Source organism: Halohasta litorea (assembly GCF_024494645.1).
GTDB classification, from domain to species: Archaea; Halobacteriota; Halobacteria; order Halobacteriales; family Haloferacaceae; genus Halohasta; species Halohasta litorea.
This window is the reverse complement of the sequence record NZ_JANHDJ010000001.1, coordinates 76,063-100,607: the sequence shown is the minus strand read 5'-3', so window position 1 is coordinate 100,607 and position 24,545 is coordinate 76,063. Positions and strand designations below refer to the sequence as shown.

Below are 24,545 nucleotides of genomic sequence, written 5' to 3'. Positions count from 1 at the left end.
ACGGGACTACTGCGGGTTCGCGGTGGCCGCGAGTCGGTCGCGGTCGTGGGGTTCCGCAAAGTCGAGGTCCGGCCCCTTGGCGATGATCCCGTGAGGCGTCACGTCGGGATGGGTCGTGTAGTAGTGTTCTTTGATATGGCTGATGTCGACCGTCTCGGCCACACCGGGCTGCTGGTAGACGTCACGGAGGTATGGCCAGAGGTTCTCGTACTGGTGGATGTACTGGACGTTACACATGAAGTGGGTGTGGTAAACGTGATCGAACCGAATGAGGGTCGTGAACATACAGATGTCGGCCTCGGTCAACTGGTCGCCCGCGAGGAACCGCTGGTCGGCCAAGACCTCGTCCCAGTGGTCCAGCGCGTCGAACAGCTCCGTGACGGCCTCGTCGTAGGGCTTCTGCTTGGTTGCGAATCCGGCCCGATAGACCCCGTTGTTGATCGGCTCGTAGATGTCGGTGATGATCTCGTCGACCTCCCCGCGGATCGATTCGGGCGCGAGGTCGACGTCCCGCTCGGCCACGTCGCCGAACCCCGTCGAGAGCATTCGGATGATCTCGCGTGACTCGTTGTTGACGATCGTTTCTTCTTTCGTGTCCCAGAGAACAGGAACAGTCACCCGGCAGGTCGCGTCGGGATCGGCCTCGACGTACAGTTCCCGGAGGTAGTCGCTGCCGTGGAGTTTGTCCTCAGTACAACCCTCTTTTTCCGGCGAGAACTGCCAGCCGTCCTCGCCGCGCCACGGGTCGACGACCGAGACGTCGATGGTGTCTTCGAGCCCCATCAGTGCCCGGACGAGCAGGGTACGGTGGGCCCACGGACAAGCATACGAAACGTAGAGGTGGTAACGACCGGCTTCGGCCGCGAATCGGTCGTCCGGCTCGGCGTCGACGTGCTCCGGTACATCACTGCCTGCGATCCAGTTGCGGAACGGCGTCGTCTGCCGCTCGAAAGCGCCCTCCTCGTTGGTCGCCTGGAACGTGTCGGTTCGCCACTCGCCGTCGACAAGCATATTCATAAGTACCGTATCACAGGGACCGAACGGCAAAAGGGTGGCTCTCAGGTTCTCAGATTTAATAGCCGGAGGCGACGACGGCCGAACTACTCCGTATCGCTGAGTTCCCGCTGGACTCGCTGGAGAGTCGCTTCGAGTTCGGCAACCATCTCGGCCTGTTTCTCGTTGACGTCGGTGATCTCGTCGATCTCGTCGGCGACCTCGTCGGCCTGCTGGGCCGCCTCGTCGACGATGGCGGCGATCTTCTCGGCCCCGGCGGCCTGCTCGGCGGTCACGTCGGCGACCTGCTCGACGCCCTCGGCGGCGTCCTCGATCGCGTCTTCGATCTCCTGGAAGTTGTCCATCGTCGACTCCATCGCGTCGGTCCCGTCGTCGATCCGATCGGTGGTCTCATCGAGGTTCGCGACCGTCTCGTCGGTCTCGGCCTGAATCTCGTCGACCATCTCCTCGATCCGTCCGGCCTGCTGTTTGGACTCCTCGGCGAGGCTCTTGACCTCGTCGGCGACGACCGCAAAGCCCTCGCCCGCCTCGCCCGCGCGGGCGGCCTCGATCGAGGCGTTGAGCGCCAGCAGATTGGTCTGGTCGGCGATATCGTTGATCACGTCGACGATCTCGTCGATGTCCTGGACACGCGCCTGGAGGGTGTCGACGTCGCGTGCGACCCCGTCGGCCGAGTCGGCAACGTCCTCCATCACCTCAAGGGCCTGATCGGCGGAAGCGGTGCCGTCAGTCGTCAGCGTGCGGGCGTTGGCCGCGGTCGACTCGACCTCGTCGGCCGTCGAGGCGACCTCCTCGACCGTTGCGGAGAGATCCGAGACCTCGGCGGCAATGGTTTTGACCGTCTCGCTCTGTTCGTCGACCGACTGGAGGATGCCCTGCGAGCTGGTCGAGACGTCTTCGGAGACCGCGGAGAGCTCGCCGATACTCCCCTCGACGCTGTCGATCAAGCGGTTCAGTAGCTGGCGCTGGTGGTCGATCTGCTCCTCGCGCTCCTGGAGATGGGCCTCCCGCTGGAGGCGGTCGAGGGCGCTTTCGACGTTCGAACACAGCAGCTCCATGAACCGCTGGTCGGCGTCGTCGAACTCCTCGGGTTCGGGCGACGCAGTCAGCACGACACCGTACTCGCCGAGGGGCGCGATCAGCTCGCTGCGGAACGGCGTATCGGGGTTGTGGCTCTCGCCGCTCTCACTCCAGTAGTCGTCGACCCGCAGCAGTTGGCCGGACTCGAAGACCTCCCAGGCCATGCTGTCGGGGCCGAGATCCGGCGGCTCGCCGAGCTCGTCGTCGAGGGTGCCGCTCCAGTCGAACGGCGCGAGCACGCGCTGGCGGTCGTCGTGGAAATGCACTCCGGTCTGAGCGAGGCCGAGGACGTCGACCGCGGCATCGAGGGCAATCTCGACGACGACCGCGCGGCTGTCGGCGCTCGACAGCCGGTCGATCGCATCGTACAACGTAAACACCACGTCGATGTCGGCGGCTCCGTCGGCAGCCCTCTCTGAGGCATTGGCAGGTACTGAGTGGTCAGTCATGGCAGTAGCAACTGCATACAAAATCCAGGAGAATATTCATTATTCTTTTGATTAATTTCGGAAATGCCAGCCGAAACGACACATCGATACCGCCGTCGGGGGATCACAAACGACTTGTACCACCAAGAGATATCACTAGGTGGTATGTCACAGTTCAACGGCTTCAGTGCGGCAGGCGAAGCGGAAGTCACACGCGCAATCACCGAGGAGTTCAGCGAGGAGTTCATGGATTTCACCGAGAGCGACGTGATCATCGTCGGCGGCGGCCCATCCGGGCTGATGGCGGCCAAGGAGCTCGCCGAACAGGGTGTGAAGGTGATGGTCGTCGAGAAGAACAACTATCTCGGCGGCGGCTTCTGGCTGGGTGGCTTTTTGATGAACACGCTGACCGTCCGCGAGCCAGCCGACGAAGTACTCGACGAACTCGATGTCCCCCACCAGGAAAGCGAGGAGGTCGAGGGGCTTCACACCGCCAAAGGCCCACACGCCTGTTCGGCCCTTATCAAGGCCGCCTGCGATGCCGGAGCCAAAATCCAGAACATGACGGAGTTCACCGACATCGTCGTCCGGGAGAACCACCGCGTTGCGGGGATCGTCATGAACTGGACGCCGGTTCACGCCCTCCCTCGGGAGCTGACGTGTGTCGACCCCATCGCGGTCGAATCCGATCTCGTTATCGACGCGACCGGCCACGAGGCCGTCGTCGTCTCGAAGCTCCAGGAGCGGGGTGTCCTGGATGCCCCCGGCATCGCTCACGCCGAGGAGAACAACGTCGGCATGGACCAAAGCGAAGACGGCCAGTACGGCGCACCCGGCCACGACTCGCCGGGCCACGACTCGATGTGGGTCACCCAGTCGGAGGACGTGGTCGTCGAGGAGACCGGGAAAGTCCACGACGGCGTCATCGCCACCGGCCTCGCCACGGCGACCACCCACGGCCTGCCGCGAATGGGGCCGACGTTCGGTGCGATGTTGCTGTCGGGCAAACGCGCGGCCTCGGTCGCCCTCGACGAACTCGGCGAGGACGGGTCGGCGGTCGACTTCTCGGTCGCCCCGTCGCCCGCTGACGACTGAAGACAGCCCCCGCTGTTAGTACCCAGCCCGTACTCGTCGAACAGTTCTTGTCGACCGCAAGCCAACGCTCTCTATGTACGTGCTGGGCCACGTCGGCATCTCGCTGCTGTTGTTCGCGCCGCTGGCAGGGGTGTTGCTGTCGACGGGTCACCCGCTGATGGCGGGAGCCACCGGCCTGCTGTGTGTCGCCCTCGCACCGCTGCCAGATCTCGACACCTACACCGACCGCCTCGATCACCGCGGCCCCACCCACACCGTCTGGTTCGCTCTCGGGGTCGCCTGCTGGGCGGGCTCGTGGCCGGTCTCGGCATCGCACTCTGGAATCAGTATATAAGTAGTTACTCGCTACTACCAGCTTGGCTACCACTTTGGTTCGGCGGCGTGTCGACGCTGGCAGTAGTGGGCCATTTACTGGGGGACCTCGTCACGCCGATGGGACTGTGGCCGTTTCGGCCAGTCTCGAACCGGCATGTCACTGTCGACCTGACCCCCTCGAAAAGCCCACGGGCCAACCGGCTCTGTTTCGGGGCGGGAAGCCTCGCGCTGCTCACGGCGGTCGTGGTCGTCTCTTTATAAGAGTCAGTCGACCGTCCCGGCGCTCAGCCGCGCGAAGCCGAGGGCCCGCGTTGCGGAGTCGGCATCCGAACACCGCTCGCCGAGCTGTCGGTGAGCCGCCGCGACCCGGCGGTCGAGCGTGGCCAGCGGCGCGGTCGACTCCCGAACTGACCGCGGGTTGGCGGTCGTGACGAACCGCCGAAACAACCCGTTGAGCGGTCGGGCCCGCCGGTCGCTGCTTCGGGCGAGATCGAGCAGCCCGAGCCGACCGCCCGGTCCGACGAGGTCGGCCCACTCGTCGACCATCCCGGCGGGATCGTCGACCATTCCAGCGACCAGCGAGGCGAAGACGGCGTCGGCGCTCCCTTTCTCCACTGGCGGCTCGGTTGCATCGCCGCGAACGACGTGGACGTTCGCCCACCCGTTGCGGGCGACGCGATCGCTGGCGACCGACAGGACGCCCGTGCTGACGTCGATGCCAATCACCTGCCCGTCGGGGTCGACCTGCTGGCACAACAACGGGAGGTTCGCGCCGGTCCCACAGCCCATCTCGACGACGGTATCGCCCGCCTGGATGGCGAGACGGTCGATTGCGGCCGCCCGGAGCGATCCGATACCGGGCGTGTGGACGGCGAGGAGATCGTACAGCCGTGCCCATCGCGTGTAGAATCGCTGTGTTCGGCCGAGCCGATCGGTCATGGAACTCGCTGCCACCCGACACGGGAAAAACGGACCGGTGGGAACACCGTCAGCCACCCAGTACCGACCGACGGGTACGAAACACGATGAGATGACATACCGCGACAATCGTGGCGATAGTATGGTAAGTATACTGTGTGTAACCTAATCGTACACGGTTAAAATCCGGCTACGGATGAAGCGGACAGTCCGTTCGTATGGATATGGCGCGGCTAACAAAACGGTGTGTGAGCCGATGGGACGGTATGGCGACAGATGAGACACAGAGTCATGACGGTGAGAACCGACAAGAGGGCCGAGAGCGCGTGGCCCACTCGGAACGGACAGTGACGGTCGACAACCTGAGCCCCGCGGAGCTTCGCTGTGGGATCACGCTTCGGGACGCAGTCGAACCGGAGGAGACACGCCAGCCATCGAGTGCCGACGAGAGCGCCGAGTGACCGATCACGGCCCGCCGCAGTCGACGCTCAATTGACCGACCGAACGGCCGCGGCGACTGTCGGCGCGTCGGGACCGAGGATATAGGAGATCGGTTCGATACCGAAGCCACCGGTCTGGTAGAGGACGAACGTCTCGCTGAGCTCGGCGTCGGCGACCGCCTCGCCGATGGTCGATTCGAGTTCCTCGCGGGCCTCGGAGTCGAACGCCACGGTGGTGTAGCCAGCCTGCTCGAAGGCCTCGATGAGGTCGGGATCGTAGGTGATGTTCAGCCCGGCCTGGACGTCGACGTGGTTCCGCACGGCCAGCAGGACCGAGGCGGCGTGTTCGCTGACGCCGAACTCCGGGTCGGAAGGGACGGTCGCCCGGCCCTTGATATCGAAAATCCGCCCCGGGACGCCCGCGACGTCGTCGACAGTCGTCGCGTCCGGCAGACACTCGACGAGGTTCGAGCCGACGTTCGGGATCAGCGTGGCGAAGCCGCTCATGCTGGTGAGGGTCCGCAAGCCGCGGCGGACAGAGGACCGGACCTGCTCGGTGGTTCGGATGCGGCTGTCGGGATCATGAACCGAAAAGTCGATGTCGGCCTCGACGAGTGCGGGCATGGCCTCCTCGTGGAGATCCGCAAGCAGGTCGCCGTCCTCCAGTTGGCGGATCAGCACTTCGATCTCGACGAGCGCCTGAACCCGGCTCATATCGCCAGTCGCCAGGCCGTCGGCGACGTTCTCGACGAGGTCGACGACCCGGTCGTCAGCGGCGATCTGCTCGTTGCGGGCGACCTCGCCGTGAGCGTACTTCGAGACCGCCGACTGGCTGATCCCTAGCACGTCGGCGACCTCCCGCTGGGTCAGCTCGCGGTCGCGGAGGGCTTCGGCCAGCATCGATCGGATCGTCGGCAGAAAGTCCTCGACGACGAGTTCTTCGATGAACTTCATTGTGGATCACCTTGATCGGCCTCGGCATTGGCGTCGGTCGAGACGAACTCGGGGTCGTCCTGGATCTTCGAGGCTCGCGGCCCGGCCTGATCCTGATACTTCGAGCCGCGCTCGCTGCCGTAGGGGCGGGTCGAGGCGGATTTGAGTTCGGTAAAGACGAGTTGGGAGACTCTCATTCCGGGCGAGAGGGCGACCGGGGCCGCGCCGAGGTTCGAGAGCTCCAGGGTGATCTGCCCGCGGTAGCCCGGATCGACGAACCCGGCAGTTGCGTGGACGACAACCGCAAGACGACCAAGGGATGAGCGGCCTTCGACGGTGGCGACGAGATCGGCGGGAATCTCGACGCGCTCCTTGGTGGTGCCGAGGACGAAGTCGCCGGGGTGGAGGATGAACTCCTCGCCCTCTTCGACGTAGGTCTCGCGGACGTACTCGTCGACCTCCTCGGCGCGGTTGGGGTGGATACAGGGGATGTTGGTGCGCTGGAACTCCAGGAACTCCGAGCCGAGCCGCATATCGATGCTCGCCGGTTGGACCTGGGTGTCGAGATCGTCGATCGGGTCGACGACCAGATCACCCTCGCCCAGGCGTTCGAGCAGGTCAGTATCCGACAGGATCATTGTTTGCTGAGTTCGACGGGGACGGTATAAACCCTATACTTGTCCCGCTCGGTCCGTGAGCGATCCACAGCCTCTTAGCGTCGGCTTCCCGACTAACTCGGTATGAAGCAGGTCATCGCCGCCCGCACCGATATCGGCATGGGGAAGGGCAAACTCGCCGCCCAGGTCGCCCACGCCTCGCTGTCGGCCTACGAAGACACCGATCGCAAGACGCGCACAGCGTGGAAAGGCGGCGGCCAGAAGAAGATCGTCGTCAAAGCGCCCGACGAATCGACCCTCTTCGAACTCGCCGACAAGGCCCGCCGGGACGGGCTCCCGCATGCGATCATCCGCGATGCGGGCCACACCCAACTCGAACCCGGCACCCCCACGGCGATCGCGGTGGGACCGGGCGAGGAGAACCTGGTCGACCGCGTCACCGGCGACCTCTCGCTGTACTGATTTTCAGTCGGATTCCAGCGGCGACACGCCGCCGTAGACCCGCTCGGCGAACAGCAGCGCCACCAGCCCGAAAATCAGTAGCGTGTAGGCACCGGCAGCCAGCAGGGCGTCCTGGAGGGTCGCGTACTCGCCGGTCCGGAAGATGATCGCCTTGCGGACCATCGCGATCACGCCGGTGTAGATCACCAGTTGGACGATCCGCCGGGTGTTGCTCTCCTCGACGTAGGCGAGTACCGTCTGGTAGACTTCGACGATGATCAGAAGCAGGAGCCCGGTGTCGATAAACCCGATCACCACGAGCGGATCGGTGATACTGCCGGATCGAACCGCACCGGCGATCTGGAGGATCAAGTCGACGACGCCGACCGCAAAGAGGACCGCAAACACTGTCGCGGCAGCTAACTCGACACCGTGGACGAACCGCTCGACGAGCAGCGAATACTGTTCGGCTGCCGACGGCGTCGACTGGTCATCATCGCTCATGGATTCGGAAGGCGGTCCGACTCGTCGCTCAGCTGGCCGATGGCCGCAGAGGACCGACCGAGTAGTTCAACAGCAGCACGACTCAGGCGTCGACGCTGAATCCCTCGTCGCGGAGGAGTTCCGGAATCCGACGCTGGTGGTCGCCCTGGATTTCGATCGTCTCGCCTTCGACGGTGCCGCCCGCGCCGAGTCGCTGTTTGAGGCCGGAGGCCAGCTCCTGGAGGTCGATGTTCGTATCCTCGAAGCCCTCGACGATGGTCATCGGTTTGCCGTAGCGACGGGACTCCATGCGGACGCTGAGGACGGTTTCTGTGCGGGCTAGATCTTCCTCGATGTCGAGGTCGAGATCGTCCGGTAGGCCGGTAATGTCGTCAACCACGAGTCGGGGTACGCCACACCGGCACATACGTCTTGGTTCCCGCCGGGTTCGGTGAGTGTCGGCCGAACTGGACAGGAGTCGCGCGACCGTACCGAAGGGACAGGTCGATGTGTATGGACCGCAACTCGGAGGTATGTACCCATCTCCCGGTCGATGCCCTGTCGGCAGGCAACTATGTAAAAAGGTGAGCCGCTGTGCGTGAGGCCCACCCCATCGAGCAGGCGGTCGGCATCGCGTGCTACGTGAGCGACGCTGACGGCATCGGCGGGCGGCTCCGCGTCAAGCCCGAGGATTTCCGGGTCGAAGAGATCGAGAACTTCGATCCCGAACCGGTTGCGGCCGATCCAGGAGCCTACCCCGAAATCCTCCTGCGGGCAACCCTCAGCGAGTGGGATACCAACGATTTCGCTGGTCGGATCTCCGACGCCCTGGGAATCAGCCGCGAGCGGGTCGCGTGGGCCGGAACCAAGGACAAACACGCCGTCACCACGCAGCTGTTTTCGATCCGGGACGTCGACCCCGAGGCGGTCGCCGCCCTCGACGTTCGGGGCGCAGAGATCGAGGTGCTGGGTCGAACCGGCCGGTCGATCTCCTTCGGCGACCTCCACGGAAACCGCTTCGAGATCCGGGTCCGCGAGGCCGAGCCGGGAGCCGCCGAACGGGTCGAAGCGACGACCAGCGCACTTCGCGAATTCGTCGACAGCGAGACGACCGCGGGCGTCCCCAACTGGTTCGGCCAACAGCGGTTCGGCAGCCAGCGACCGGTCACCCACGAGGTCGGCCTCGATATCGTCCGTGGGGAGTGGCGCGAGGCCGTCCTCTCCTATGTCGCCAACCCCTTCGAGACCGAACGCGAGGAAACCCGAGCGGCCCGGCAGTTCGTCGCCGACGAGGCCGCCTCGGAGGACCCCGACTGGCAGGCCTGTCTCGATCGGATTCCGGGCTATCTCGGCTACGAGCGATCCATGCTTCACCGGCTGGTCGAAGATGGAGCCGAAACACCCGAGGAGTTCCGTAATGCACTCGAAGCCGTCCCCTGGAACCTCCAGCGGCTCTTTGTCAACGCCGCCCAGTCGTACATCTTCAACCGAATCCTCTCGGCGCGCCTGCGCCGCGGGCTCCCCTTCGACCGCCCTGTCGAGGGCGACGTCTGCTGTTTCGTCGACCGCGAGGCTCCCGACGGGCTGTACGCGCCGGATACGGATCGCCTCCAGGACGTGTCGGGCGAGCGGGTGAGCGTGATGGAACGCCACTGCTCGCGCGGCCGGGCCTTCGTGACGACCCCCCTCATCGGTACCGAAACGGAGCTCGCTGACGGCGAACCGGGCGAGATCGAACGTGAAATCCTCGACGACCTCGACCTCGCTCCGGCCGACTTCGATCTCCCCGGGAACTTCGAGTCGACGGGGACCCGCCGAGCAGTCCTGGTCCGGACCGATCTGACGGTCGAGGCCGACAAACTGCGCTTCGAGTTCGCCCTCCCGAGCGGTTCGTATGCGACCGCACTCATGCGGGAGTTTATAAAAAGCGAGCCGCTGGAGCTCTGAACTGGCCCACGGATCGCGGACAACGGGCGGTCGTCCGAATGCCAGTGTGCTGAACTCGACCAGTTTTGAGTCAACAATCCGCAAGTTTGCTGAGATATAGCTTCCAGTATATACAGTTACAAGCCAAAAACCACCAAAACGGTAATGTCCTCCTGTGGAGTATCAACTGTATGACCCGTGGGGACGAGCCAGCAGACCCGCTCGAAGGGCTCCAGGACAGTGTCGTCGGCGACTGGGAGATCGACCTCGACACCGGGCGGTTGGAGTGGTCCGAGGAGGTCTACCGCATTCGCGGGCTGCCGCTGACGTATACGCCGACGCTCGAAGACGGATTCGGGTTCTACCACCCTGACGATCGGTCCGTCATCGAGGCGGCCGTCGACCGGCTCAAAGCCACGGGCGAGACCTACGATCTGGAGCTCCGCGAACGCACTGACGGTGGCGAGATCTACTGGGTGCGGACCGTCGGCGTGCCGGTGTACGACGACGACGGCGAGATAACGGGTATTCGCGGCGTCTACCGGGATATCACCGACCGCAAGGAGCGCGAACAGCAGCTCGATGCGACGCGCCGCCAGCTGGAAGCCTCGAACCGCCAGCTCGGCGAGTTCGCGAGCATCGTCTCCCACGACCTCCGCAATCCCCTGAACGTCGCCGAGGGGCGGCTGGCACTCGCCGCCGAAGAGTGTGACAGCGAGCATCTCGTGGTCGTCGAGCGCGCCCACACCCGAATGAAGGCGCTGATCACGGATCTCCTGACGCTCGCCCGCGAGGGGAAGACGGTCGACACGGTCGAGCCGGTGGTGTTGGCCGATCTCGTGGCGGCGGCCTGGGAGAGCGTCGATACGGGCGAAGCGGTCCTGGAGCTCGATTCGACGCGGACGATTCTGACCGACCCCCACCGGCTTCAGCGGGTCCTGGAGAACCTGATCCGGAACAGCGTAGAGCATGGTTCCACTGACAATCGGCCGCAGACCGATGACGCGAACGACCACGACCGCGCCGAGGTAACGATCAGTATCGAGGAAATCGACGGCGGGTTCGCCGTCTCGGACGACGGGCCGGGGATCCCGGAAGCCGACCGCGAGGGAGTCTTCGAGAGCGGCTACTCGACCGCACGAGACGGGACGGGGTTCGGCCTCGCGATCGTCGCACAGATCGTGGCCGCCCACGGCTGGGAGATAGCCCTCACCGAGAGCGTCGATGGCGGCGCACGGTTCGAGATAACGGGCGTCGAGACCGGCTAACGGTCCGTTTCGGGAGGTCGAACGACAGCGGGCTCAGGTGTCCGCGTCGTCGGCCCGCGGGAGCGTGACGCTGAAGACCGCGCCCTCGGGGTCGTTATCGTGGACGTCGATCTCCCCGCCGTAGTTACCCACGAGCGTCTGGACGAGGTAGAGCCCGATCCCGGTGCCCGCGCTTTCGAGGCCCTTCTCGCCCTTGCCGAAGATCTCGTCTTTCTGGTGGTCCGGGACGCCGGGGCCGTTGTCGGCGATCTCGACGGTCACCACATCCTCGCGGTCGGTCACCGAGACGGTCACCGCGGGGACGGGTTTGTCGTTGTGTTGGATGGCGTTTTTCAGGAGGTTTCGGAACACCGAGTTCAGCAGATCGTTGCCCGTGACCGTGGCGTCCGGAATCGTCCCCTCGACGGTGATCTCGGCGTCGGTGTAGGTCGACCGGAGTTTGTCGAGTTCGGTCTCAAGGGCCGACCGGAGACTCGCCCGCCCGGTCTCCTCGCCTTTGTCTAAGAGGAGATCCGACATATCCCGCGCGGTCGTCGTGAGTTCGACCGCATGTTGGGCGCTCTCGATGACCGTCTCAAGATAGTCTGCCTGCTCCGGTGGGACCACGTCTTCGAGCATCTCGCTGTAGGCCAACACCAACTGGAGGTCGTTCCGCATATCGTGGCGCAGCACCTGATTCAGTACGTCCAGATCGTCGCGCTGCTGTTTGAGGTGCTGTTCGTAGGCGGCGCGCTCGGTGATGTCGATGATGCTCTCGACGATCCGCTCGACCTCGCCGTCGGCGTCGACGGTCGGTGCGGCGTGGACCTCGTGGACCTGCTCGGTGCCCTCGGCGTCGTAGTGGGTGTGTTCGACCGTCGTCGGCTCGTGGCTCTCGCGGATCGATTCTAGCGGACACGGCGAGGTCGCCGTCCCCTCGTGGCAGGGCTCCTCCCGGTCGTGGGTCATCTCATAGCAGGTCGACCCCTCGGTGACGGCCGCCGCCGCGTTGGCCTGTTCGATGGTGTAGGTTTCGGCGTCGATAACATACAGCGGGTGTGGCACCGCCTCCATCACGTCGCCCAAAAGCGAGCGGGCTTGTTCGGTTTCGGATTCGGCCCGTGCCTGCTCGGTGATGTCGCTGAACTGCCAGTGGGTTCGGACGGGGTCGGTGTCGGCCTCGCTGTCGACCTCGCCGCGGGCGCTGAACGACCCCATGAGCGTCCCGCCGTCGGCACGGAGGAGTTCGAGATCGAGGTTGTCAATTGTACCCTCCGCATCGAGCGTTTCGAGACGGGTCTCGAAGGTTTCGGTCGATGGGGCGGTCAGGAACTCCCCGAACCACGTGCCCTCGACGGCCACACGGTCGTAACCCAGTGTGTCGAGCCATGCGTCGTTGACCGCTCGGACCACGCCATCGTCGTCCAGCGAGTGGTACGGATACGGGGCGAACGCACCGAGCGTCGACTCGGCGGCCCGGTGGTTGCTGTGCGGCGCTGTGCCGTCTGTCATACCGCTAGCCCGGCCGTGGGTAGTAATAAAATCCGGACATTCTGCATTCCGAGAACATCGTTACGGTCGGGTTCGCGCGACTGGCCGGAACCCCCTGCACGGCGGTATGGAGTTCCTCGGAGAGACCCGCTTGAACTCGACGGTCGAGGACACGCCGAGGCGTCGAAGAAGTGTGGTTAAAAAGGGTCGTCAGCGATTCAGTTCGGGTGTGCTACCCGAGGAGGTAGCGCAGTTTCGGGTGCTGTTGGACGAACTCGGTGTCTTCGAGGACCGCATCGACCCCGAGGATGCGCCCGGCGGCGAAGACGCCGACGATGACGAACAGGACCAGTCCCATCAGGTCGGCGTTGACTAGCCCGTGGCCCCAGTCGGCGTTCCCGAGGTAGAACAGCACCATCAGGACCCCGCCGAAGAACGCCGCCAGCCGCGTCAGCGCTCCCAGCAAGATGCCCAGACCGATGAGGAACTCACCGACCGGGATCATGAAGTTCGTGAACTCCAGGAGCCACGGCGTCTCGGCGACGATGGCGAACAGCCACGCGATGGGGCTGTCGGCGTTGGCGAGGTAGCCCGCCGCGCTGAACGGCTCGCCAGCGACGAAGGCGAACTTGGTCCACCCAGCTTGGAGGAACCAGTAGCCGACGACGAGCCGCACGAGCAGCGTCGTGTAGCCCGCGACCGAATCGGCGTATTCGAAGTCGTGTCTGGTGCCGAGCAGTTTGACGGTCGATTGGTTTGTTGCCATAATTATTCCCTCACAGGTAGACAAACGGCAGTATCAGTGTTAAATACGCCAGCATATTCTCACGATATGGGAACAACATGGTCGACTGTGAGTCCCCGAGCCGCGGGGAGGGTCGTCCTCGGCGAACGAATGGAGTTTTACTCGGTGAGCCGAAGATTCCCGTATGCACTGCGGGCAGTGTCACGCCGACCTCGATCGACCGGGCGACTACTGCCTGGTGTGTCACACTGCCAACTGCGACGCCGTCGTGGCGGTCTTCGACCGGGAGGCGGCGACCCTCACCATGCTCGACGGCGAACAGATCCTCGGCGAGACGACAATCACGACCATCCCCGAGACCGACACCGACGACGACCGCGCGACCGTCGTCGAACTCCGCAACTTCGCGGGCCGGGTCGCCGACGAGATCCAGCGCAAGCGCCCCGAGACCGTCTTTGCGGCCGGGGAACGGGCCCCACTGCGGGAGACGCGCCGCCAGCTCCACTACGAGTTCTATCGCGTGCCCGAGGAGGATACCGTCCAGACGGTGATCGACCGCCGCGGGAACCGCGCCCTGGAGGTGGTCGATATCCCGCCGCGGGAGAAGATCGGCGGCAGCCACTCGACGATTATCGGCGACCGCCGCGGCCGTAAGGCGATCAGCGTGGTTGCGGACCACCCCCACATCAAGAAGATCATCCCCGGCCCGATCGACGCGGGCGGGATCGGCTCCCAGCAGGGGCTTCGTGCCAAAATCACGCGGGCCGACACCAATGGGAACGTTCGGATGCTGCTGCGGGACGGGTCGAGCGTCCAGGAGAACCGACTGGTGACGACGGCGATGGATCTCGAAACCGGCGAGCGGGTGCGGGCGGATCTCAACGAGGCACTGGCCGAGGCGGATCTCCAGTAGTTGCAAGGGACTCTCACGGCCGCGTCGACACAACAGCTTTTTAGGGATACTGGCAGTAGAGCCTGCTACTATGGCCGAAAACAAGGCACGATCGACCGGCAGCGCCGGACGCTTTGGCGCACGGTACGGACGAGTCTCACGCAAGCGGGTCAAAGAGATCGAAGCCGGAATGCAGAACGCGACAGTCGACGGCGACGACGTCACACGCGTCGGCACCGGCATCTGGGTCAACGAAGAGACCGGCGAGAAGTTCGCTGGCGGCGCCTACAAGCCAGAGACCCCCGGTGGCCGTCAGGTCCGACGGTCGATCCGCGCGGCACTCTCCGAAGACGAGTAACGCAACCGATGAGCTACAAATGTTCCCGCTGTAAGCGCGACGTGACGCTCGACGAGTACGGCGGCGTCCGCTGTCCGTACTGCGGTCACCGCGTCCTGCTGAAGGAACGCGGCGGCGGCATCAAAGAAGTCTCCGTCGAATAACCCCCGGTCGTGTCCCAACACGCCCACGCTGCAGCGCTTTCCTTCGAGTATCCGACTGTCGACGACGCGAGGCTCGTCGAGCGAAGTGTTCGCGTCGAGGTCGACCAGCTCGACGACGACCGCTCGACGGCTGGCGTGCGCCGAACCGACAGCCGGGTCGCCGTCGATATCGAAGCCGACGATCTGGTCGCACTCCGGGCGGGGCTCAACAGCTGGCTGCGATACGTCTCGGTCGCCGAGAGGGTCGCTGGCTGTGAGTCGACACGGCTCTCGTAACTGCCGAATGTGGCTGTTTGCGGCCTCGCAGCCGCTGTTTTGGGTGGCCGATAGAATTGCGGGGGTTTTTGGGTGTGGCGACCAACCCGAAAGGTATGCAGGGTAATCTGCCGCCGGAAGCCCAGGAGAAGCTCGAAACGCTCCAGGACCTACAGGAGACCGCACAGAACGTCGCTGAGCAGAAACAGCAGACCGAAACACAACTCAACGACACCGAGACCGCACTCGAAGCCCTCGACGGCGTCGACGAGGACTCGGTCATGTACCGCGAGGTCGGCGAACTGCTGATCGAGACCGACTACGACGAAGCCGAAGAGCAGCTCGACGAGAAACAGGAGAGCCTCGAAGTTCGCGTCGAACAGCTCACCAAACAGGAAGAACGCGTCCAAGAGCGCTTCGAGAACCTCCAGGAAGAGCTCCAGGAGATGCTCAGCGGTGCCGGCGGTCCCGGCGGCCCGCAGGGCCCCGGCGGCGCAGGCGCCTAAATGTCGGAGCCGACTGACGAGACCGTCGTCCAGACGGCCGCCGAGGCCGCCGAGGGGCTCGTCTTCGCCCGATTCGCGAACAGCGATGTCACGGATCTCGACATCACCGTCGGCTTCGACGACGGGATGCTTGAGGTCGATGTCTACTTAAATACCGTCGACGACGCCGAGGGCGACCCCGACGAGGTCGTCCAGGAGGCCGTCGAGGCCGCCGAAGACGCCGTCGACGACCTGTTTGCCTGAGCGGTGACGGGCCGCTGAGGCTGTTTTTGTATCCGTGAGCGGCAGTGCTACGTTCGACACGGGAAGAGCGGAGCGACCGGAGCCCAGTGTGAACGACCGTACCGCTACTTCGCGATCGATTTGAGGTTCTCGACGGTTGGAATATACCAGCCCCGCGTCACCGCAACGACTCGCACGGAAACGGTCACTGCGGCGCAGGCGATCGCCGCGCCGCCATCGATGACGCCGAGGGTCTCGACGAACCAGTACGAGCAGCCACCCAACACGGCACAGCTCGCGTAGAAATCGTCGAACAGGATAAACGGGGAGCGGTCCAGGAGGATATCCGCAAACGCGCCGCCACCGACGGCGTTGATGGTGGCGATCGCAACGACGCCGAACGCGGAGACACCGGCCTGGGTTGCGACGATTGCACCGGTCGTCGCGAACGCGGCGAGCCCGATCGCATCCGAGATCACCGTGATTCCGTGCTCGTCCGGGGCCCGCAAACCCATGCTCAGTGCGACCGCTAACCCCGAGCCGAGAAGTCCCAAGCTGATTTCGATCGGTGACTGCAACACGAGCGGAACGCGGTTCACCAGGAGGTCACGTGTGAGACCGCCAGCAAACGCGGTTGCCAGACCGACAACCACGACGCCGAACAGATCGAACTCCTCGCGGATCGCCTTGGCCGAGCCGACGAGGGCGAACGCGACCAGTCCGATCGTGTTCATCACGAGAAACGGGTCGCCAAACAGCGCCGTACCGAGCTGTCGGATCACGGTCGGTCACTGGGAGCGGCGTTTCGAGGGGCCCAAACCGGCATACGACGGTTCTGTGTATCTGTCATATGGAGTGGAAGCTGATAGGAACGAAACCCTCGCCGGGCTACTCGCAGATGTCGACGAAGTTCTCGAAGACTTCCTCGCCCTCTTCGGTGTGGATCACTTCGGGATGCCACTGGACGCCGTAGAGATCGCGGTCGGTGTCGCTCATGGCCTCGATACCACAGACGTCGGAGGTGCCAGTATGCGTAAACCCGTCGGGGACGGTTTTGACCTCGTCGGCGTGGCTGGCCCACACCCGTGTTTCGGGGGCCAACGAGCCGATAAGCGGGTCCTCCTCGTCGAGGATTTCTACCGTTACGTCGGCGTAACCGCCGTAGTCGCCGGAGCCAGTGGAGCCACCGAGTTCCTCGGCGATGAGTTGCATCCCGAGACAGATCCCGAGGACAGGGACATCGAGATCGAGATACTCAGCCGACCGACCGGCGCGATCCATATCGGGGCCGCCCGAGAGAACGATGCCGTCGGCCTCGACTGCTGCGGGATCGACATCGTTGTCGATCAGCTCGGTGTCGACGCCGAGATCCCGGAGGGCGCGGTGCTCCAGGTGGGTAAACTGCCCGTGGTTGTCGATAACGACGATGCGGGTCATGGGCGGTGTTGGACGGTCAGGCTCAAAAACGAACCGGATCGGTATCGAAATGTACGTGTTTGTGCAACACGCTCGGCCGCTTACTTGAGCGAATACCGATAGGGTTGTCGGCGGTCGACCGAGACCAGCCCGCGGTCGGCCAACCGGCCGAGGACGGTGGCGATCTGGTGTGGGCTCTCGAAGTCGGTCTCGTCGTCGTCGAGCGCCGCCAGGATCTCGCGGGCCGTCAGCGGCTCGTCGGCAGCAGCAAGCACACCCCGTAATCGCTCGATATCTCTGTGGGAAGTGCGCATACAACACGGTATGGCCGCATCGTGTTTTAACCTATGTGTGACACCTGTCAGACTGTTCGGATTTTGCCGGAGAGGCCGTTCGAAACACCGGTGTATCGGACCTGCTGTATCCGGAGATGCTACTGAGTAGTTGCCCGAAACCCGGGACGGATCGGAAGATAACAATATATCCGACACCCGTGTATGCATTCGGTATATGCAATTCTGCGACGAGTGTGGTTCGCTGATGCACACGGAGGGCGAGACGTGGTTGTGTCGCTCCTGTGAGAACGAGGAGCCGCGGGACTCCCAGGCGGAAGCGGCGATGGCGACCCAGGATGGACAGCGGGACAACGGGGCACCCGCCGTGGCCGACGCGACCCAAGACTCCAGCGAGACGATGCAGGAGCCCTGTCCGGCCGCCGAGTGCGAGGGCGACCGGGCCTACTACGAGATGATGCCGAAGCCGGGCGGCTCCTACGAGGTTCGGCTGTTCACCTGTGTCGAGTGTGGCCGCAAGTGGCGCGAGTCCTGATGGCGCTACTAGAACACCAGCGACGGAGAGATCGACCCGATCCGCCTAATAAAAGTCGTCGCTGCTGAGATCCCGTTGGTCGCGGTACTGCTCGACGAACTCGGGGATCGAAAACTCGTGCATCTGCTGTTCGAACTCGGTGAGTGCGGTGTTGTCTTCGGCGTGGGAGACGGCGTGTTCCATCAGCTCGATAACGAGTTCGACGATCAGTTCGTGGAGCCGCCGGGAGTCGAAGTCGGTCACCCACAGCATCGCAAAGCCGACGTCCTGGTCCTCGGTGGCGTCGTGCGAAGCGACGGCTTCGGGGTACTCTTCGAGGACGATCCCGAGTAGGTGGGGCGTCCCGAACTCCGGCATCTCGGCGCTGGTCGTCTCGATGGCCTCCTGGAGGATCTCGACGAGGAACTCCGGGAGGAACCGGTCGGGTGGATGGACGTCCATGACGACGCCGTGGGTCGACCCACAGTCGCAGTCGAACTCCCGCATCCCGAGGTCGAAACTGTCGATCGTGACCTCCTCGCCGCAGGGGAGTTCGAGGACCTCGCCCCGTCCACCCGGGACGCGTGGTTCTGCCATGGGCCCGCTTCGGCGGCGAGCCCGTTAAGCGTCGCGTTCTGTCACGGGGAGCCGACCGAGCGGCTGGCTGGAGGCTGCGCTGCGGTCGATGCTGGGTGGCTACTCGGTTTCGGGCAGCCGGTCGGCCGCCGACGCGTCGGCCTGCCGGACCCGGAGTTCGACCGCCGCCCCGCCGAGTTCCCGGTCGGGGCCGACGAAGGCGATCTCGCCGCCGTAGGCCTCGGCGATCCACTTCGCCAGCCAAAGGCCGAGCCCGCTGGCGTGCTCCAAGGGCGTGATCGACCGGCTCCCGTCGATGACATCCCGTTCGTCCGGCGGAATGCCGGGGCCGTCGTCGGCGACGGTGATGACGACCGACCCGCTGTCGGGGCGGGACTCGACGCGCACGTGGATTGTCGGCTCGGCGGCGGTGTGTTCGACCGCGTTCTCGACCAGCTCGACGACCGCTTCCCGGAGGGCGGGGCCAGCGACCGCGACCGCCGACGGGTCGACCGTGCAGTCGAGGTCGGCGTGAGGATACTCCGCGCGGAGCGATTCACAGGCGTCAGCGATCAGCTCGTCGACTGCGATGGGTTCGGTCTCGGTCTCCGAGCGGTCGATGACCGATTCGAGTTCGCGGGCCCGGCGGGTCGTCTCGACCAAATCGAGCGCGCGCTGTTTGAGCCGCTCGCCGACGGCCGTCGACTCCGTCTCGGCGGTCTCCAGGGAGGCCGTCAGCTGGTCTGCGAGGCCGAGGATCACGTTGAGGTCGTTCCGGAGGTTGTGTCGAAGCAGCCGGTTGAGCACCTCGTGGTAGCGCTGTTGGCTCTCCTTGTCGGTGACATCGGTGTAGACGCCGAAGCCGCGCTGTTGGCCGTCGTGGGTGAAGGGAATCCCGCGAAAGAGAAACAGCCGCGGGCCGTCGGCGGCCTCGCGGATGATTTCCGCGGAGGTCCACTCGCCGCTGGCGGCCTCGCGGTCCAGGACCGTCGCGTCGTCGACGCCCTCGGGGACGATATGCTCGTTGAGCGGTTCGTCGACCAACTCGGCGAGCTCGTAGCCGAACGTCTCCTCGAAAGCGGGGTTGATCGACGTAACGATGGGTTCGTCCCCGGAAAACCGGACCTCTGCGACCGGATCGGGGAGCTGTTCGAACAGCTCGCGGAACCGGTCGGGCCCGGCGGCGGCCTGTGGCTGGTCGACGCCGAGTTCGACCGCCGCAAGGCGGATCGTGCCGACAAGCCGGTCGGTCGCCGACTCCTCGGCGATGGGCGGAGTCGAGAACTCGATAGTTACCTCGCGCCGCTCGTCGGCCGTTCTAAGCCGACAGCCCGTCGACCGCACCGTTTCGGTGTCGGCTTTGCGAAGCCGCTGGCGAACCGTTCGGAGATGGGCACCGATGTCGGCCGCCGGAACCGCCAGCAGCGCCGAGAGATGCTGGCCCGGCGAGGCAGCCGCCAGTTCCGACAGCGGCTCGCTGAGCGTCGTCAGCTGGTCGGCGGCGTCGACGGCGAACAGATAGGGAGCCGCCGACTGTCGGAGGGCATCGAGGTCGGGGTTGCCGCGAGCGTCGCGGGAGACGCGATCGGTCCCGCCGTCAGTGACACACCGCGGGTGATCCCGGTCGACCGCGCCGATCCAGGAGCCAAGACCGACCGCTCGATCGAGTCGGTGTGAAAATCCGGTCGCCACCCGGAACGGAATCGGAATCAGTCTCATTGCCCGAACTGACGTTCGGTATGCCGACTAGATATAAAACAGTACTGTGTGCTCTCTCAGAGTATGATATTTCAACATGAGAATTATGAATTCACCGACAGCAACAGCTCCTCCGGACGTCGCCGGGAGTTAGCTGTCGGCGACGTCGGCCTCGTCGATGCCGGGGGCGTCGCTGGGGTCGACCGCGCTCGGTTCGTCGGTGCCGCCGCGGTGGACTGTCCCGGAGTCGTCCTGGACGTAGACGTCGGCGGCGAAGCCTTCGATGGCGTTTTCGTAGTCCGCGCCGTCGCGTTTCTCCGGTGTTTCGGGGGCCGAGGGAACGCCGCCGACCGGCGAAAGGTCGCCCAGCGGGTCGTCGACCGAGATCCCGTAGCGTTTGAAAAACTCCTCGTAGCGCCGGAAGTGGGCCTCGAACTCGTCGGCGGGGATCTCCATCATCTCGGTCCAGCCGTGGTTGAAGAAATCGAAGTTGGCCTGGATGTGGGTGATCTCGCGGGCCTCAGCCTCGCTGTGCCCGGCTTCGAGGGCGGCGACGTAGGTGTCCATCGTCGCATCGAAGAAGCCATCGAGGTGGGCGCGCCGGGCTTCGCGGGCCGACTCGTCGGCCTTCTCCAGGAAAATCTTGGTGTGGAGGTCGACCAGTTTGTCGTTCGCCACGTCCTTGACGACCGGGGTCGTCAGCGCCTTCTTGGCCGCCCAGTGACGCAGGTTCTGTCGGAGTTTCATGGCCCACAGTAGGGTGTCAACGGTCTTGAAGGCCACGACAGTCGGCGGCCGGTCGGGATCGCCGGTCAGTGCGGGCCACAGCGGGGAACGAGCCAGTGGGAGTCTCTGTCACGAACGTTCCGGGCGATAGCAACCCACTTTAGCCCTGACTACGAACGCGTGGGTATGACCGAGTCGTACGTGATCATCGGCGACGGGATCGCGGGAAGTTCTGCGGCGGAGACGCTCCGCGAGGAGGCCCCCGATGCCGACGTGACTGTCATCACCGACGAAGGGGAAGCCCTCTATAACCGCATCCTGATCAAGGAGTTTGCAAAGGGCAAGCTCCCCGAAGCGCCGATCTCGATCCACGACGAAAGTTGGTACGACGACCGCGAGATCGATCTGGAGCTCAACACGCTGGTCACCAACATCGACCCCGACGGCCACACGCTGTCGACCCACGACGGCGAGACATACGAGTACGACAAACTCCTCATTGCGACCGGCGGCACGCCGACCCAACTGCCGGTCGAGAACAGCGACGCCGACGGCATCCACCACTTCTGGACGTTCCAGGACGCCCGCAACATCCGCGAGGACATCGAGGACGCCGACTCCGCGGCGATCGTCGGTGCAGGCCTCCTGGGAATCGACCTCGCAGCGATCTGCGGGGCCCAGGAGGTCGAGGCCAACTACCTGATGCGCGGCGACTCCTGGTGGCGCTACGCGCTCGATCAGGAGGGCGCCGAAATCATGCACGACGCCATGCGCGAACGCGGCGTCACGCCGGTCTTCGGCAGCGGCGTCGACCACTTCGAGACCGACGCCGACGGTCACGTCGTCTCCACGGTCGATCCCAACGGAGAGACGTTCGACTCCGACTTTGTCGGCATCGCGATCGGTCTCGACTTCAATCTGGAACTGCTCCAGGACTTCGAGATCGAGACCGACGACGGCGTCGTCGTCGACAAATATATGCGCACCAGCGCCGACGACATCTTCGCGGCGGGAGACCTCACGCGCTACTACGACGTCATCCTGGGCGAACACGCCCAGAACGGCTCGTGGGGGTCGGCCAAAGAACAGGGCACCATCGCGGCCAAAAACATGATCGAGCCCGAAAGCGACGAGTTCCGCTGGGTGTCGTCGTACTCGATCACCCACTTCGACTTCCCGTTCCTCTCGTTCGGCCACCCGACACTCGGCGAGGACTCGGTCTCGAAAAAGTACTCCGAGACGGAGTGGCGACGGCTCGCCATCAAGGACGGCAAGATCGTCGGCGGCGTCCTGATCGGCGATCTCGCCCCCCAGAGCGGCTACAAACAGCTCATGCGAGAGGAGACGTTCGTTGGCGATCAAAAAGAGGCCCTCTTAAAAGAGGAGTTCTCGGCCGACGACATCGCACCGACCCAAGAACAGTAACGGCCGAAACGAAGCGGTTTTTGGCGGTCGTAGAGTATCTCGGATATGGACGGAGGAAGCGACAGCGGCGAGATGACGTTGGCGTTCGAACTCGATGCGCTCGAAACACTGGCGAGTCCCAACGTCGTCTTCAACGACGCCCGACAGTGGACGGAGTACGTCGGCGTCGTCAGCGAGAAGCCGACCTACGTCGTGACGAACTTCACACGGAAACACCGCGTCCGCCAGGACTTCTTCTCGGGACCGCGCGGTGTCGCCGAAAGCTTAGAGAACGTCGCCGAGCAGTTCGACACCGACCGCCACGTCTTCATCGGCACCTCCGAGGACGACGAGGCGATCGCCGAGGAAACCGGCTGGGAGTACCTCCCCCTGGAGCAGGCCGCCGAGGCCGCCGAGTGGGAGCTGGCCGACGACGAGAGCGACGAGGAGTACTTCGACGAGGAGACCCGCGACGACTGGCCCTAACTGCAGTCGACGGGACGACTAGACGCTAGTTCTGTGGGGCCTACGGTAGCTGCAGTGGTTTCGCCGACCGAAAGTCCTAATCAGCACACACACCAATTGTATCCAATGAGTCATCAGCTCCCTGACGTGCAGGCCAGCCGACCCGAGGTCGCCGTTGGGCTCAGCCAAGTTGGCGTCACAGGCGTCGAAAAACTCGTCAAACTCGCCCGCAACGGGAAGCGGCCGATCGTCCTGATGGCCGAGTTCGAAGTGTTCGTCGACCTGCCAGGCGGCCGCAAGGGGATCGACATGAGCCGCAACATGGAGGTCATCGACGAGATCCTCGAAGAGACCACCGAGGCCGAGGCCTACCGCGTCGAGGACGTCTGCGGCAACACCGCCGAACGGCTCTTAGAGAAGCACGACTACACCTCGACCGCCGAAGTCAAGATGACCGCCGAGCTGATCACCAAGGAGCAAACCCCGGCCAGCGACAAACAGACCCAGAACACCGCGACGATCATCGCCAGTGCGACCGCCACCGACGAGGGGACCCACGCCGAGATCGGCGCGGAAGTGACGGGGATGACCGTCTGTCCCTGCTCGCAGGGAATGTCCGAATCCCGTGCCCGCGAGGAGCTCCAGGATCTCGATGTCGACCGCGAAACGATCGACGAATTCCTCGATCGGGTCCCACAGCCGGGCCACTCCCAGCGCGGCCACGCCACCCTGACGGTGACCAGCGAGGGAAGCCCCGACGTCGACCTCCGGGACATCATCGACATCGCCCGGGATTCGATGAGCGCGCGGATCTACAATCTGGCCAAGCGCCCCGACGAGGACCACATGACCTTCGAGGCCCACTCCGATGCCAAGTTCGTCGAGGACTGTGTGCGTGCCCTCGCCGAGGGCGCAGTCGAGGAGTTCGACCACCTCGACGATTCGGCGGTCATCCACATCAAACAGTCCAACGACGAGTCGATCCACCAGCACAACGCCCACGCCGAACGCGAAGTCACCCTCGGTCAGCTGCGGGCCGAACTCAACGGCGAGGCCTAACTGGCCGAGACGCCGCCGGGGACGTTAGAACTCGAAGGAGTCCGCACGCTCCCACCGCGGGGCGAACTCCTCGCGAATATCGGTGGCGAAGGTGGCGTCTTTGAGATTGATCATTGCGAACGATTCGGTCGGGTCCAGCGGGTTCGGGACCTCGATACAGATCTCGACTCCATCGAGGAGCGCGAAGGTGCCGTCGACCGATTCGAGCATCCGGACCTCGAAGTTCTCGTACTGCTGGAAGCGGTCGTGGTAGCATTGGGTGTCTTCGACCGGAAGCTCGGAGACCAGCGCCGGTTTCAACAGGAGATCGATGTCGACGCCGCGTTCGAGGGCCGCTTCCAGCGCGTCGACCACGCGGTCGGTAACGGTTCGGAGATCGATGCCGGAGGCCGACGAGCCAGCGACGTAGATCAGCTCATCCTCGGCCGCCGAGATCCGTTCGAGCAGGAGTTCGAGCGTCTCATCCGGCCCGACGGCGGCGGTCCAAAACGTGTCGTCGACCGGCTCGCCGGTGTCGATCTCCTCGACGAGCGTCTCGACGATCTCCTCGTAGCGGTCGGCCTGCTCGTCGAGCTCGCGCTTTTTGGCCTCCAGGAGCCGATCGAGAGCGGCCTCGGGTTCGACCGCGACGTACTTTTTCGGCCGCCCCGAGGCCTGAGAGCGAACCAAACTGTGCTGTTCGAGGCTGTTCAACACGTCGTAGATCCGGCCCATCGGGACCTCACTCGTTCGTGACAACTCCTTGGCCGTTGTCGCACCCGTCTGGAGCAGTGACCGATAGACTCTATCTTCGTACTCAGAAAGCCCAAGATCGCGGAGCGTTGGCATACCGTGAGTCTTTGTTC

General features: G+C 64.4%; 33 protein-coding genes. 17 read left to right on the top strand and 16 right to left on the bottom strand.

From position 1 onward, the window contains the following. Window positions 1–6: 6 nt before the first annotated feature. Window positions 7–1,017: a glutathione S-transferase family protein gene (locus NO877_RS00530; RefSeq protein WP_256394341.1), complete on the bottom strand. Its 1,011-nt coding sequence runs from the start codon at window positions 1,015–1,017 to the stop codon at window positions 7–9. Window positions 1,018–1,100: 83 nt separating this feature from the next. After that, window positions 1,101–2,543 carry a methyl-accepting chemotaxis protein gene (locus NO877_RS00525; RefSeq protein WP_256394340.1) on the bottom strand — a complete coding sequence of 481 codons (1,443 nt, stop codon included), beginning with the start codon at window positions 2,541–2,543 and terminating at the stop codon, window positions 1,101–1,103. A gap of 144 nt (window positions 2,544–2,687) precedes the next feature. On the opposite strand from NO877_RS00525, the gene NO877_RS00520 reads away from it, so the two are divergent. From NO877_RS00520 to NO877_RS00510, 3 genes are all read left to right on the top strand, one after another. Continuing rightward, a complete protein-coding gene (locus tag NO877_RS00520; protein WP_256394339.1) occupies window positions 2,688–3,617 on the top strand; it encodes a sulfide-dependent adenosine diphosphate thiazole synthase in 930 nt (309 codons plus the stop codon). Between the two features lie 73 nt (window positions 3,618–3,690). Further along, window positions 3,691–3,951, top strand: a complete 261-nt coding sequence (locus NO877_RS00515; protein WP_256394338.1) for a hypothetical protein — start codon at window positions 3,691–3,693, stop codon at window positions 3,949–3,951. Between the two features lie 65 nt (window positions 3,952–4,016). Further along, on the top strand, window positions 4,017–4,193 hold the full coding sequence (locus tag NO877_RS00510; protein ID WP_256394337.1) for a hypothetical protein: 177 nt from the start codon (window positions 4,017–4,019) through the stop codon (window positions 4,191–4,193). 3 nt (window positions 4,194–4,196) lie between these two features. Here NO877_RS00510 and NO877_RS00505 read toward each other — a convergent pair whose 3' ends face one another. Further along, complete coding sequence (locus tag NO877_RS00505) at window positions 4,197–4,871, bottom strand: class I SAM-dependent methyltransferase (RefSeq protein WP_256394336.1); 675 nt, start codon at window positions 4,869–4,871, stop codon at window positions 4,197–4,199. Between the two features lie 245 nt (window positions 4,872–5,116). Between NO877_RS00505 and NO877_RS00500 the strand changes: the two genes are divergently transcribed. Next, window positions 5,117–5,311, top strand: a complete 195-nt coding sequence (locus NO877_RS00500) for a hypothetical protein (protein WP_256394335.1) — start codon at window positions 5,117–5,119, stop codon at window positions 5,309–5,311. A 27-nt stretch (window positions 5,312–5,338) separates the two neighbouring features. On the opposite strand, the gene NO877_RS00495 is transcribed toward NO877_RS00500, so the two are convergent. Together NO877_RS00495 and dcd are read right to left on the bottom strand one after the other, a co-directional pair. After that, entirely contained in the window at window positions 5,339–6,244 is a 906-nt protein-coding gene (locus NO877_RS00495) for a thiamine-phosphate synthase family protein (RefSeq protein ID WP_256394334.1), read from the bottom strand. After that, window positions 6,241–6,861, bottom strand: coding sequence for a dCTP deaminase (gene dcd / locus NO877_RS00490; RefSeq protein WP_256394333.1), 621 nt, complete (start codon window positions 6,859–6,861; stop codon window positions 6,241–6,243). The genes NO877_RS00495 and dcd overlap by 4 nt, the downstream gene beginning before the upstream one ends. A 102-nt stretch (window positions 6,862–6,963) precedes the next feature. On the opposite strand from dcd, the gene pth2 reads away from it, so the two are divergent. Next, a complete protein-coding gene (gene pth2, locus NO877_RS00485) occupies window positions 6,964–7,302 on the top strand; it encodes a peptidyl-tRNA hydrolase Pth2 (protein WP_256394332.1) in 339 nt (112 codons plus the stop codon). 3 nt (window positions 7,303–7,305) lie between these two features. On the opposite strand, the gene NO877_RS00480 is transcribed toward pth2, so the two are convergent. Further along, entirely contained in the window at window positions 7,306–7,785 is a 480-nt protein-coding gene (locus tag NO877_RS00480) for a phosphate-starvation-inducible PsiE family protein (protein ID WP_256394331.1), read from the bottom strand. A gap of 82 nt (window positions 7,786–7,867) precedes the next feature. Continuing rightward, window positions 7,868–8,164: a stress response translation initiation inhibitor YciH gene (yciH, locus tag NO877_RS00475; RefSeq protein WP_256394330.1), complete on the bottom strand. Its 297-nt coding sequence runs from the start codon at window positions 8,162–8,164 to the stop codon at window positions 7,868–7,870. 194 nt (window positions 8,165–8,358) lie between these two features. On the opposite strand from yciH, the gene truD reads away from it, so the two are divergent. Both truD and NO877_RS00465 read left to right on the top strand, forming a co-directional pair. Beyond that, window positions 8,359–9,711: a tRNA pseudouridine(13) synthase TruD gene (truD, locus tag NO877_RS00470; RefSeq protein WP_256394329.1), complete on the top strand. Its 1,353-nt coding sequence runs from the start codon at window positions 8,359–8,361 to the stop codon at window positions 9,709–9,711. A gap of 170 nt (window positions 9,712–9,881) precedes the next feature. Next, a complete protein-coding gene (locus NO877_RS00465) occupies window positions 9,882–10,958 on the top strand; it encodes a sensor histidine kinase (RefSeq protein WP_256394328.1) in 1,077 nt (358 codons plus the stop codon). A 33-nt stretch (window positions 10,959–10,991) separates the two neighbouring features. Here NO877_RS00465 and NO877_RS00460 read toward each other — a convergent pair whose 3' ends face one another. Both NO877_RS00460 and NO877_RS00455 read right to left on the bottom strand, forming a co-directional pair. Beyond that, a complete protein-coding gene (locus NO877_RS00460) occupies window positions 10,992–12,449 on the bottom strand; it encodes a sensor histidine kinase (RefSeq protein WP_256394327.1) in 1,458 nt (485 codons plus the stop codon). Between the two features lie 211 nt (window positions 12,450–12,660). Continuing rightward, entirely contained in the window at window positions 12,661–13,194 is a 534-nt protein-coding gene (locus NO877_RS00455) for a DoxX family protein (protein ID WP_256394326.1), read from the bottom strand. A gap of 163 nt (window positions 13,195–13,357) precedes the next feature. Here NO877_RS00455 and NO877_RS00450 point away from each other — a divergent pair, with 163 nt between their 5' ends. The 6 genes from NO877_RS00450 to NO877_RS00425 all read left to right on the top strand — a co-directional run bounded on the left by NO877_RS00450 (window position 13,358) and on the right by NO877_RS00425 (window position 15,570). Next, window positions 13,358–14,086 (top strand): DUF2103 domain-containing protein, encoded by a 729-nt coding sequence (locus tag NO877_RS00450; RefSeq protein ID WP_256394325.1) that lies wholly within the window; start codon window positions 13,358–13,360, stop codon window positions 14,084–14,086. A gap of 70 nt (window positions 14,087–14,156) precedes the next feature. Further along, window positions 14,157–14,423: an eL43 family ribosomal protein gene (locus NO877_RS00445; protein WP_256394324.1), complete on the top strand. Its 267-nt coding sequence runs from the start codon at window positions 14,157–14,159 to the stop codon at window positions 14,421–14,423. Window positions 14,424–14,431: 8 nt separating this feature from the next. Further along, window positions 14,432–14,566 carry a DNA-directed RNA polymerase subunit P gene (locus NO877_RS00440; RefSeq protein WP_256394323.1) on the top strand — a complete coding sequence of 45 codons (135 nt, stop codon included), beginning with the start codon at window positions 14,432–14,434 and terminating at the stop codon, window positions 14,564–14,566. Between the two features lie 9 nt (window positions 14,567–14,575). Next, window positions 14,576–14,842: a KEOPS complex subunit Pcc1 gene (locus NO877_RS00435; protein WP_256394322.1), complete on the top strand. Its 267-nt coding sequence runs from the start codon at window positions 14,576–14,578 to the stop codon at window positions 14,840–14,842. Window positions 14,843–14,937: 95 nt separating this feature from the next. After that, on the top strand, window positions 14,938–15,327 hold the full coding sequence (locus NO877_RS00430; RefSeq protein ID WP_256394321.1) for a prefoldin subunit beta: 390 nt from the start codon (window positions 14,938–14,940) through the stop codon (window positions 15,325–15,327). Then, the gene (locus NO877_RS00425; protein ID WP_256394320.1) at window positions 15,328–15,570 is read left to right on the top strand and encodes a DUF3194 domain-containing protein; all 243 of its coding nucleotides are present in this window, start codon (window positions 15,328–15,330) and stop codon (window positions 15,568–15,570) included. It abuts the gene before it with no gap. A 104-nt stretch (window positions 15,571–15,674) separates the two neighbouring features. On the opposite strand, the gene NO877_RS00420 is transcribed toward NO877_RS00425, so the two are convergent. The 3 genes from NO877_RS00420 to NO877_RS00410 form a co-directional block, all read right to left on the bottom strand. Next, window positions 15,675–16,331, bottom strand: coding sequence for a trimeric intracellular cation channel family protein (locus tag NO877_RS00420; RefSeq protein WP_379826700.1), 657 nt, complete (start codon window positions 16,329–16,331; stop codon window positions 15,675–15,677). 106 nt (window positions 16,332–16,437) lie between these two features. Next, entirely contained in the window at window positions 16,438–16,986 is a 549-nt protein-coding gene (locus NO877_RS00415; protein ID WP_256394319.1) for a GMP synthase subunit A, read from the bottom strand. An 80-nt stretch (window positions 16,987–17,066) separates the two neighbouring features. Beyond that, entirely contained in the window at window positions 17,067–17,279 is a 213-nt protein-coding gene (locus tag NO877_RS00410) for a hypothetical protein (RefSeq protein ID WP_256394318.1), read from the bottom strand. 196 nt (window positions 17,280–17,475) lie between these two features. Between NO877_RS00410 and NO877_RS00405 the strand changes: the two genes are divergently transcribed. Further along, window positions 17,476–17,793, top strand: a complete 318-nt coding sequence (locus tag NO877_RS00405; RefSeq protein WP_256394317.1) for an RPA12/RPB9/RPC11 RNA polymerase family protein — start codon at window positions 17,476–17,478, stop codon at window positions 17,791–17,793. Between the two features lie 45 nt (window positions 17,794–17,838). Here NO877_RS00405 and NO877_RS00400 read toward each other — a convergent pair whose 3' ends face one another. The 3 genes from NO877_RS00400 to NO877_RS00390 all read right to left on the bottom strand — a co-directional run bounded on the left by NO877_RS00400 (window position 17,839) and on the right by NO877_RS00390 (window position 20,793). Next, entirely contained in the window at window positions 17,839–18,369 is a 531-nt protein-coding gene (locus NO877_RS00400; protein ID WP_256394316.1) for a DUF5815 family protein, read from the bottom strand. Between the two features lie 99 nt (window positions 18,370–18,468). After that, a complete protein-coding gene (locus NO877_RS00395) occupies window positions 18,469–20,067 on the bottom strand; it encodes a sensor histidine kinase (RefSeq protein WP_256394315.1) in 1,599 nt (532 codons plus the stop codon). A 129-nt stretch (window positions 20,068–20,196) separates the two neighbouring features. Further along, window positions 20,197–20,793, bottom strand: coding sequence for a DUF6149 family protein (locus NO877_RS00390; RefSeq protein WP_256394314.1), 597 nt, complete (start codon window positions 20,791–20,793; stop codon window positions 20,197–20,199). Between the two features lie 165 nt (window positions 20,794–20,958). Here NO877_RS00390 and NO877_RS00385 point away from each other — a divergent pair, with 165 nt between their 5' ends. The 3 genes from NO877_RS00385 (at window position 20,959) to mptA (ending at window position 23,700) form a co-directional block, all read left to right on the top strand. Then, complete coding sequence (locus tag NO877_RS00385; RefSeq protein ID WP_256394313.1) at window positions 20,959–22,197, top strand: NAD(P)/FAD-dependent oxidoreductase; 1,239 nt, start codon at window positions 20,959–20,961, stop codon at window positions 22,195–22,197. 45 nt (window positions 22,198–22,242) lie between these two features. Then, window positions 22,243–22,662, top strand: coding sequence for a DUF7124 domain-containing protein (locus NO877_RS00380; RefSeq protein WP_256394312.1), 420 nt, complete (start codon window positions 22,243–22,245; stop codon window positions 22,660–22,662). A 105-nt stretch (window positions 22,663–22,767) separates the two neighbouring features. Further along, window positions 22,768–23,700 (top strand): GTP cyclohydrolase MptA, encoded by a 933-nt coding sequence (gene mptA / locus NO877_RS00375; RefSeq protein WP_256394311.1) that lies wholly within the window; start codon window positions 22,768–22,770, stop codon window positions 23,698–23,700. A 24-nt stretch (window positions 23,701–23,724) separates the two neighbouring features. Here the strand turns inward: mptA and NO877_RS00370 are convergent, their stop codons facing one another. Beyond that, window positions 23,725–24,528, bottom strand: a complete 804-nt coding sequence (locus NO877_RS00370) for a TrmB family transcriptional regulator (protein ID WP_256394310.1) — start codon at window positions 24,526–24,528, stop codon at window positions 23,725–23,727. Between the last annotated feature and the right edge of the window lie 17 nt (window positions 24,529–24,545).

Excerpts from the sequence above, each read along its gene's own strand:
- pth2 (WP_256394332.1), top strand. The coding sequence starts at position 6,964 with ATGAAGCAGGTCATCGCCGCCCGCACCGATATCGGCATGGGGAAGGGC.
- NO877_RS00495 (WP_256394334.1), bottom strand. The coding sequence starts at position 6,244 with ATGAAGTTCATCGAAGAACTCGTCGTCGAGGACTTTCTGCCGACGATC.
- NO877_RS00400 (WP_256394316.1), bottom strand. The coding sequence starts at position 18,369 with ATGGCAGAACCACGCGTCCCGGGTGGACGGGGCGAGGTCCTCGAACTC.
- NO877_RS00515 (WP_256394338.1), top strand. The coding sequence starts at position 3,691 with ATGTACGTGCTGGGCCACGTCGGCATCTCGCTGCTGTTGTTCGCGCCG.
- NO877_RS00440 (WP_256394323.1), top strand. The coding sequence starts at position 14,432 with ATGAGCTACAAATGTTCCCGCTGTAAGCGCGACGTGACGCTCGACGAG.
- mptA (WP_256394311.1), top strand. The coding sequence starts at position 22,768 with ATGAGTCATCAGCTCCCTGACGTGCAGGCCAGCCGACCCGAGGTCGCC.
- NO877_RS00370 (WP_256394310.1), bottom strand. The coding sequence starts at position 24,528 with ATGCCAACGCTCCGCGATCTTGGGCTTTCTGAGTACGAAGATAGAGTC.
- NO877_RS00520 (WP_256394339.1), top strand. The coding sequence starts at position 2,688 with ATGTCACAGTTCAACGGCTTCAGTGCGGCAGGCGAAGCGGAAGTCACA.
- NO877_RS00455 (WP_256394326.1), bottom strand. The coding sequence starts at position 13,194 with ATGGCAACAAACCAATCGACCGTCAAACTGCTCGGCACCAGACACGAC.
- dcd (WP_256394333.1), bottom strand. The coding sequence starts at position 6,861 with ATGATCCTGTCGGATACTGACCTGCTCGAACGCCTGGGCGAGGGTGAT.
- NO877_RS00385 (WP_256394313.1), top strand. The coding sequence starts at position 20,959 with ATGACCGAGTCGTACGTGATCATCGGCGACGGGATCGCGGGAAGTTCT.
- NO877_RS00505 (WP_256394336.1), bottom strand. The coding sequence starts at position 4,871 with ATGACCGATCGGCTCGGCCGAACACAGCGATTCTACACGCGATGGGCA.
- NO877_RS00390 (WP_256394314.1), bottom strand. The coding sequence starts at position 20,793 with ATGAAACTCCGACAGAACCTGCGTCACTGGGCGGCCAAGAAGGCGCTG.
- NO877_RS00395 (WP_256394315.1), bottom strand. The coding sequence starts at position 20,067 with ATGAGACTGATTCCGATTCCGTTCCGGGTGGCGACCGGATTTTCACAC.
- NO877_RS00410 (WP_256394318.1), bottom strand. The coding sequence starts at position 17,279 with ATGCGCACTTCCCACAGAGATATCGAGCGATTACGGGGTGTGCTTGCT.
- NO877_RS00480 (WP_256394331.1), bottom strand. The coding sequence starts at position 7,785 with ATGAGCGATGATGACCAGTCGACGCCGTCGGCAGCCGAACAGTATTCG.
- NO877_RS00415 (WP_256394319.1), bottom strand. The coding sequence starts at position 16,986 with ATGACCCGCATCGTCGTTATCGACAACCACGGGCAGTTTACCCACCTG.
- NO877_RS00450 (WP_256394325.1), top strand. The coding sequence starts at position 13,358 with ATGCACTGCGGGCAGTGTCACGCCGACCTCGATCGACCGGGCGACTAC.
- NO877_RS00460 (WP_256394327.1), bottom strand. The coding sequence starts at position 12,449 with ATGACAGACGGCACAGCGCCGCACAGCAACCACCGGGCCGCCGAGTCG.
- NO877_RS00465 (WP_256394328.1), top strand. The coding sequence starts at position 9,882 with ATGACCCGTGGGGACGAGCCAGCAGACCCGCTCGAAGGGCTCCAGGAC.
- NO877_RS00430 (WP_256394321.1), top strand. The coding sequence starts at position 14,938 with ATGCAGGGTAATCTGCCGCCGGAAGCCCAGGAGAAGCTCGAAACGCTC.
- NO877_RS00445 (WP_256394324.1), top strand. The coding sequence starts at position 14,157 with ATGGCCGAAAACAAGGCACGATCGACCGGCAGCGCCGGACGCTTTGGC.
- NO877_RS00405 (WP_256394317.1), top strand. The coding sequence starts at position 17,476 with ATGCAATTCTGCGACGAGTGTGGTTCGCTGATGCACACGGAGGGCGAG.
- NO877_RS00425 (WP_256394320.1), top strand. The coding sequence starts at position 15,328 with ATGTCGGAGCCGACTGACGAGACCGTCGTCCAGACGGCCGCCGAGGCC.
- NO877_RS00525 (WP_256394340.1), bottom strand. The coding sequence starts at position 2,543 with ATGACTGACCACTCAGTACCTGCCAATGCCTCAGAGAGGGCTGCCGAC.
- NO877_RS00380 (WP_256394312.1), top strand. The coding sequence starts at position 22,243 with ATGGACGGAGGAAGCGACAGCGGCGAGATGACGTTGGCGTTCGAACTC.
- NO877_RS00500 (WP_256394335.1), top strand. The coding sequence starts at position 5,117 with ATGGCGACAGATGAGACACAGAGTCATGACGGTGAGAACCGACAAGAG.
- NO877_RS00530 (WP_256394341.1), bottom strand. The coding sequence starts at position 1,017 with ATGAATATGCTTGTCGACGGCGAGTGGCGAACCGACACGTTCCAGGCG.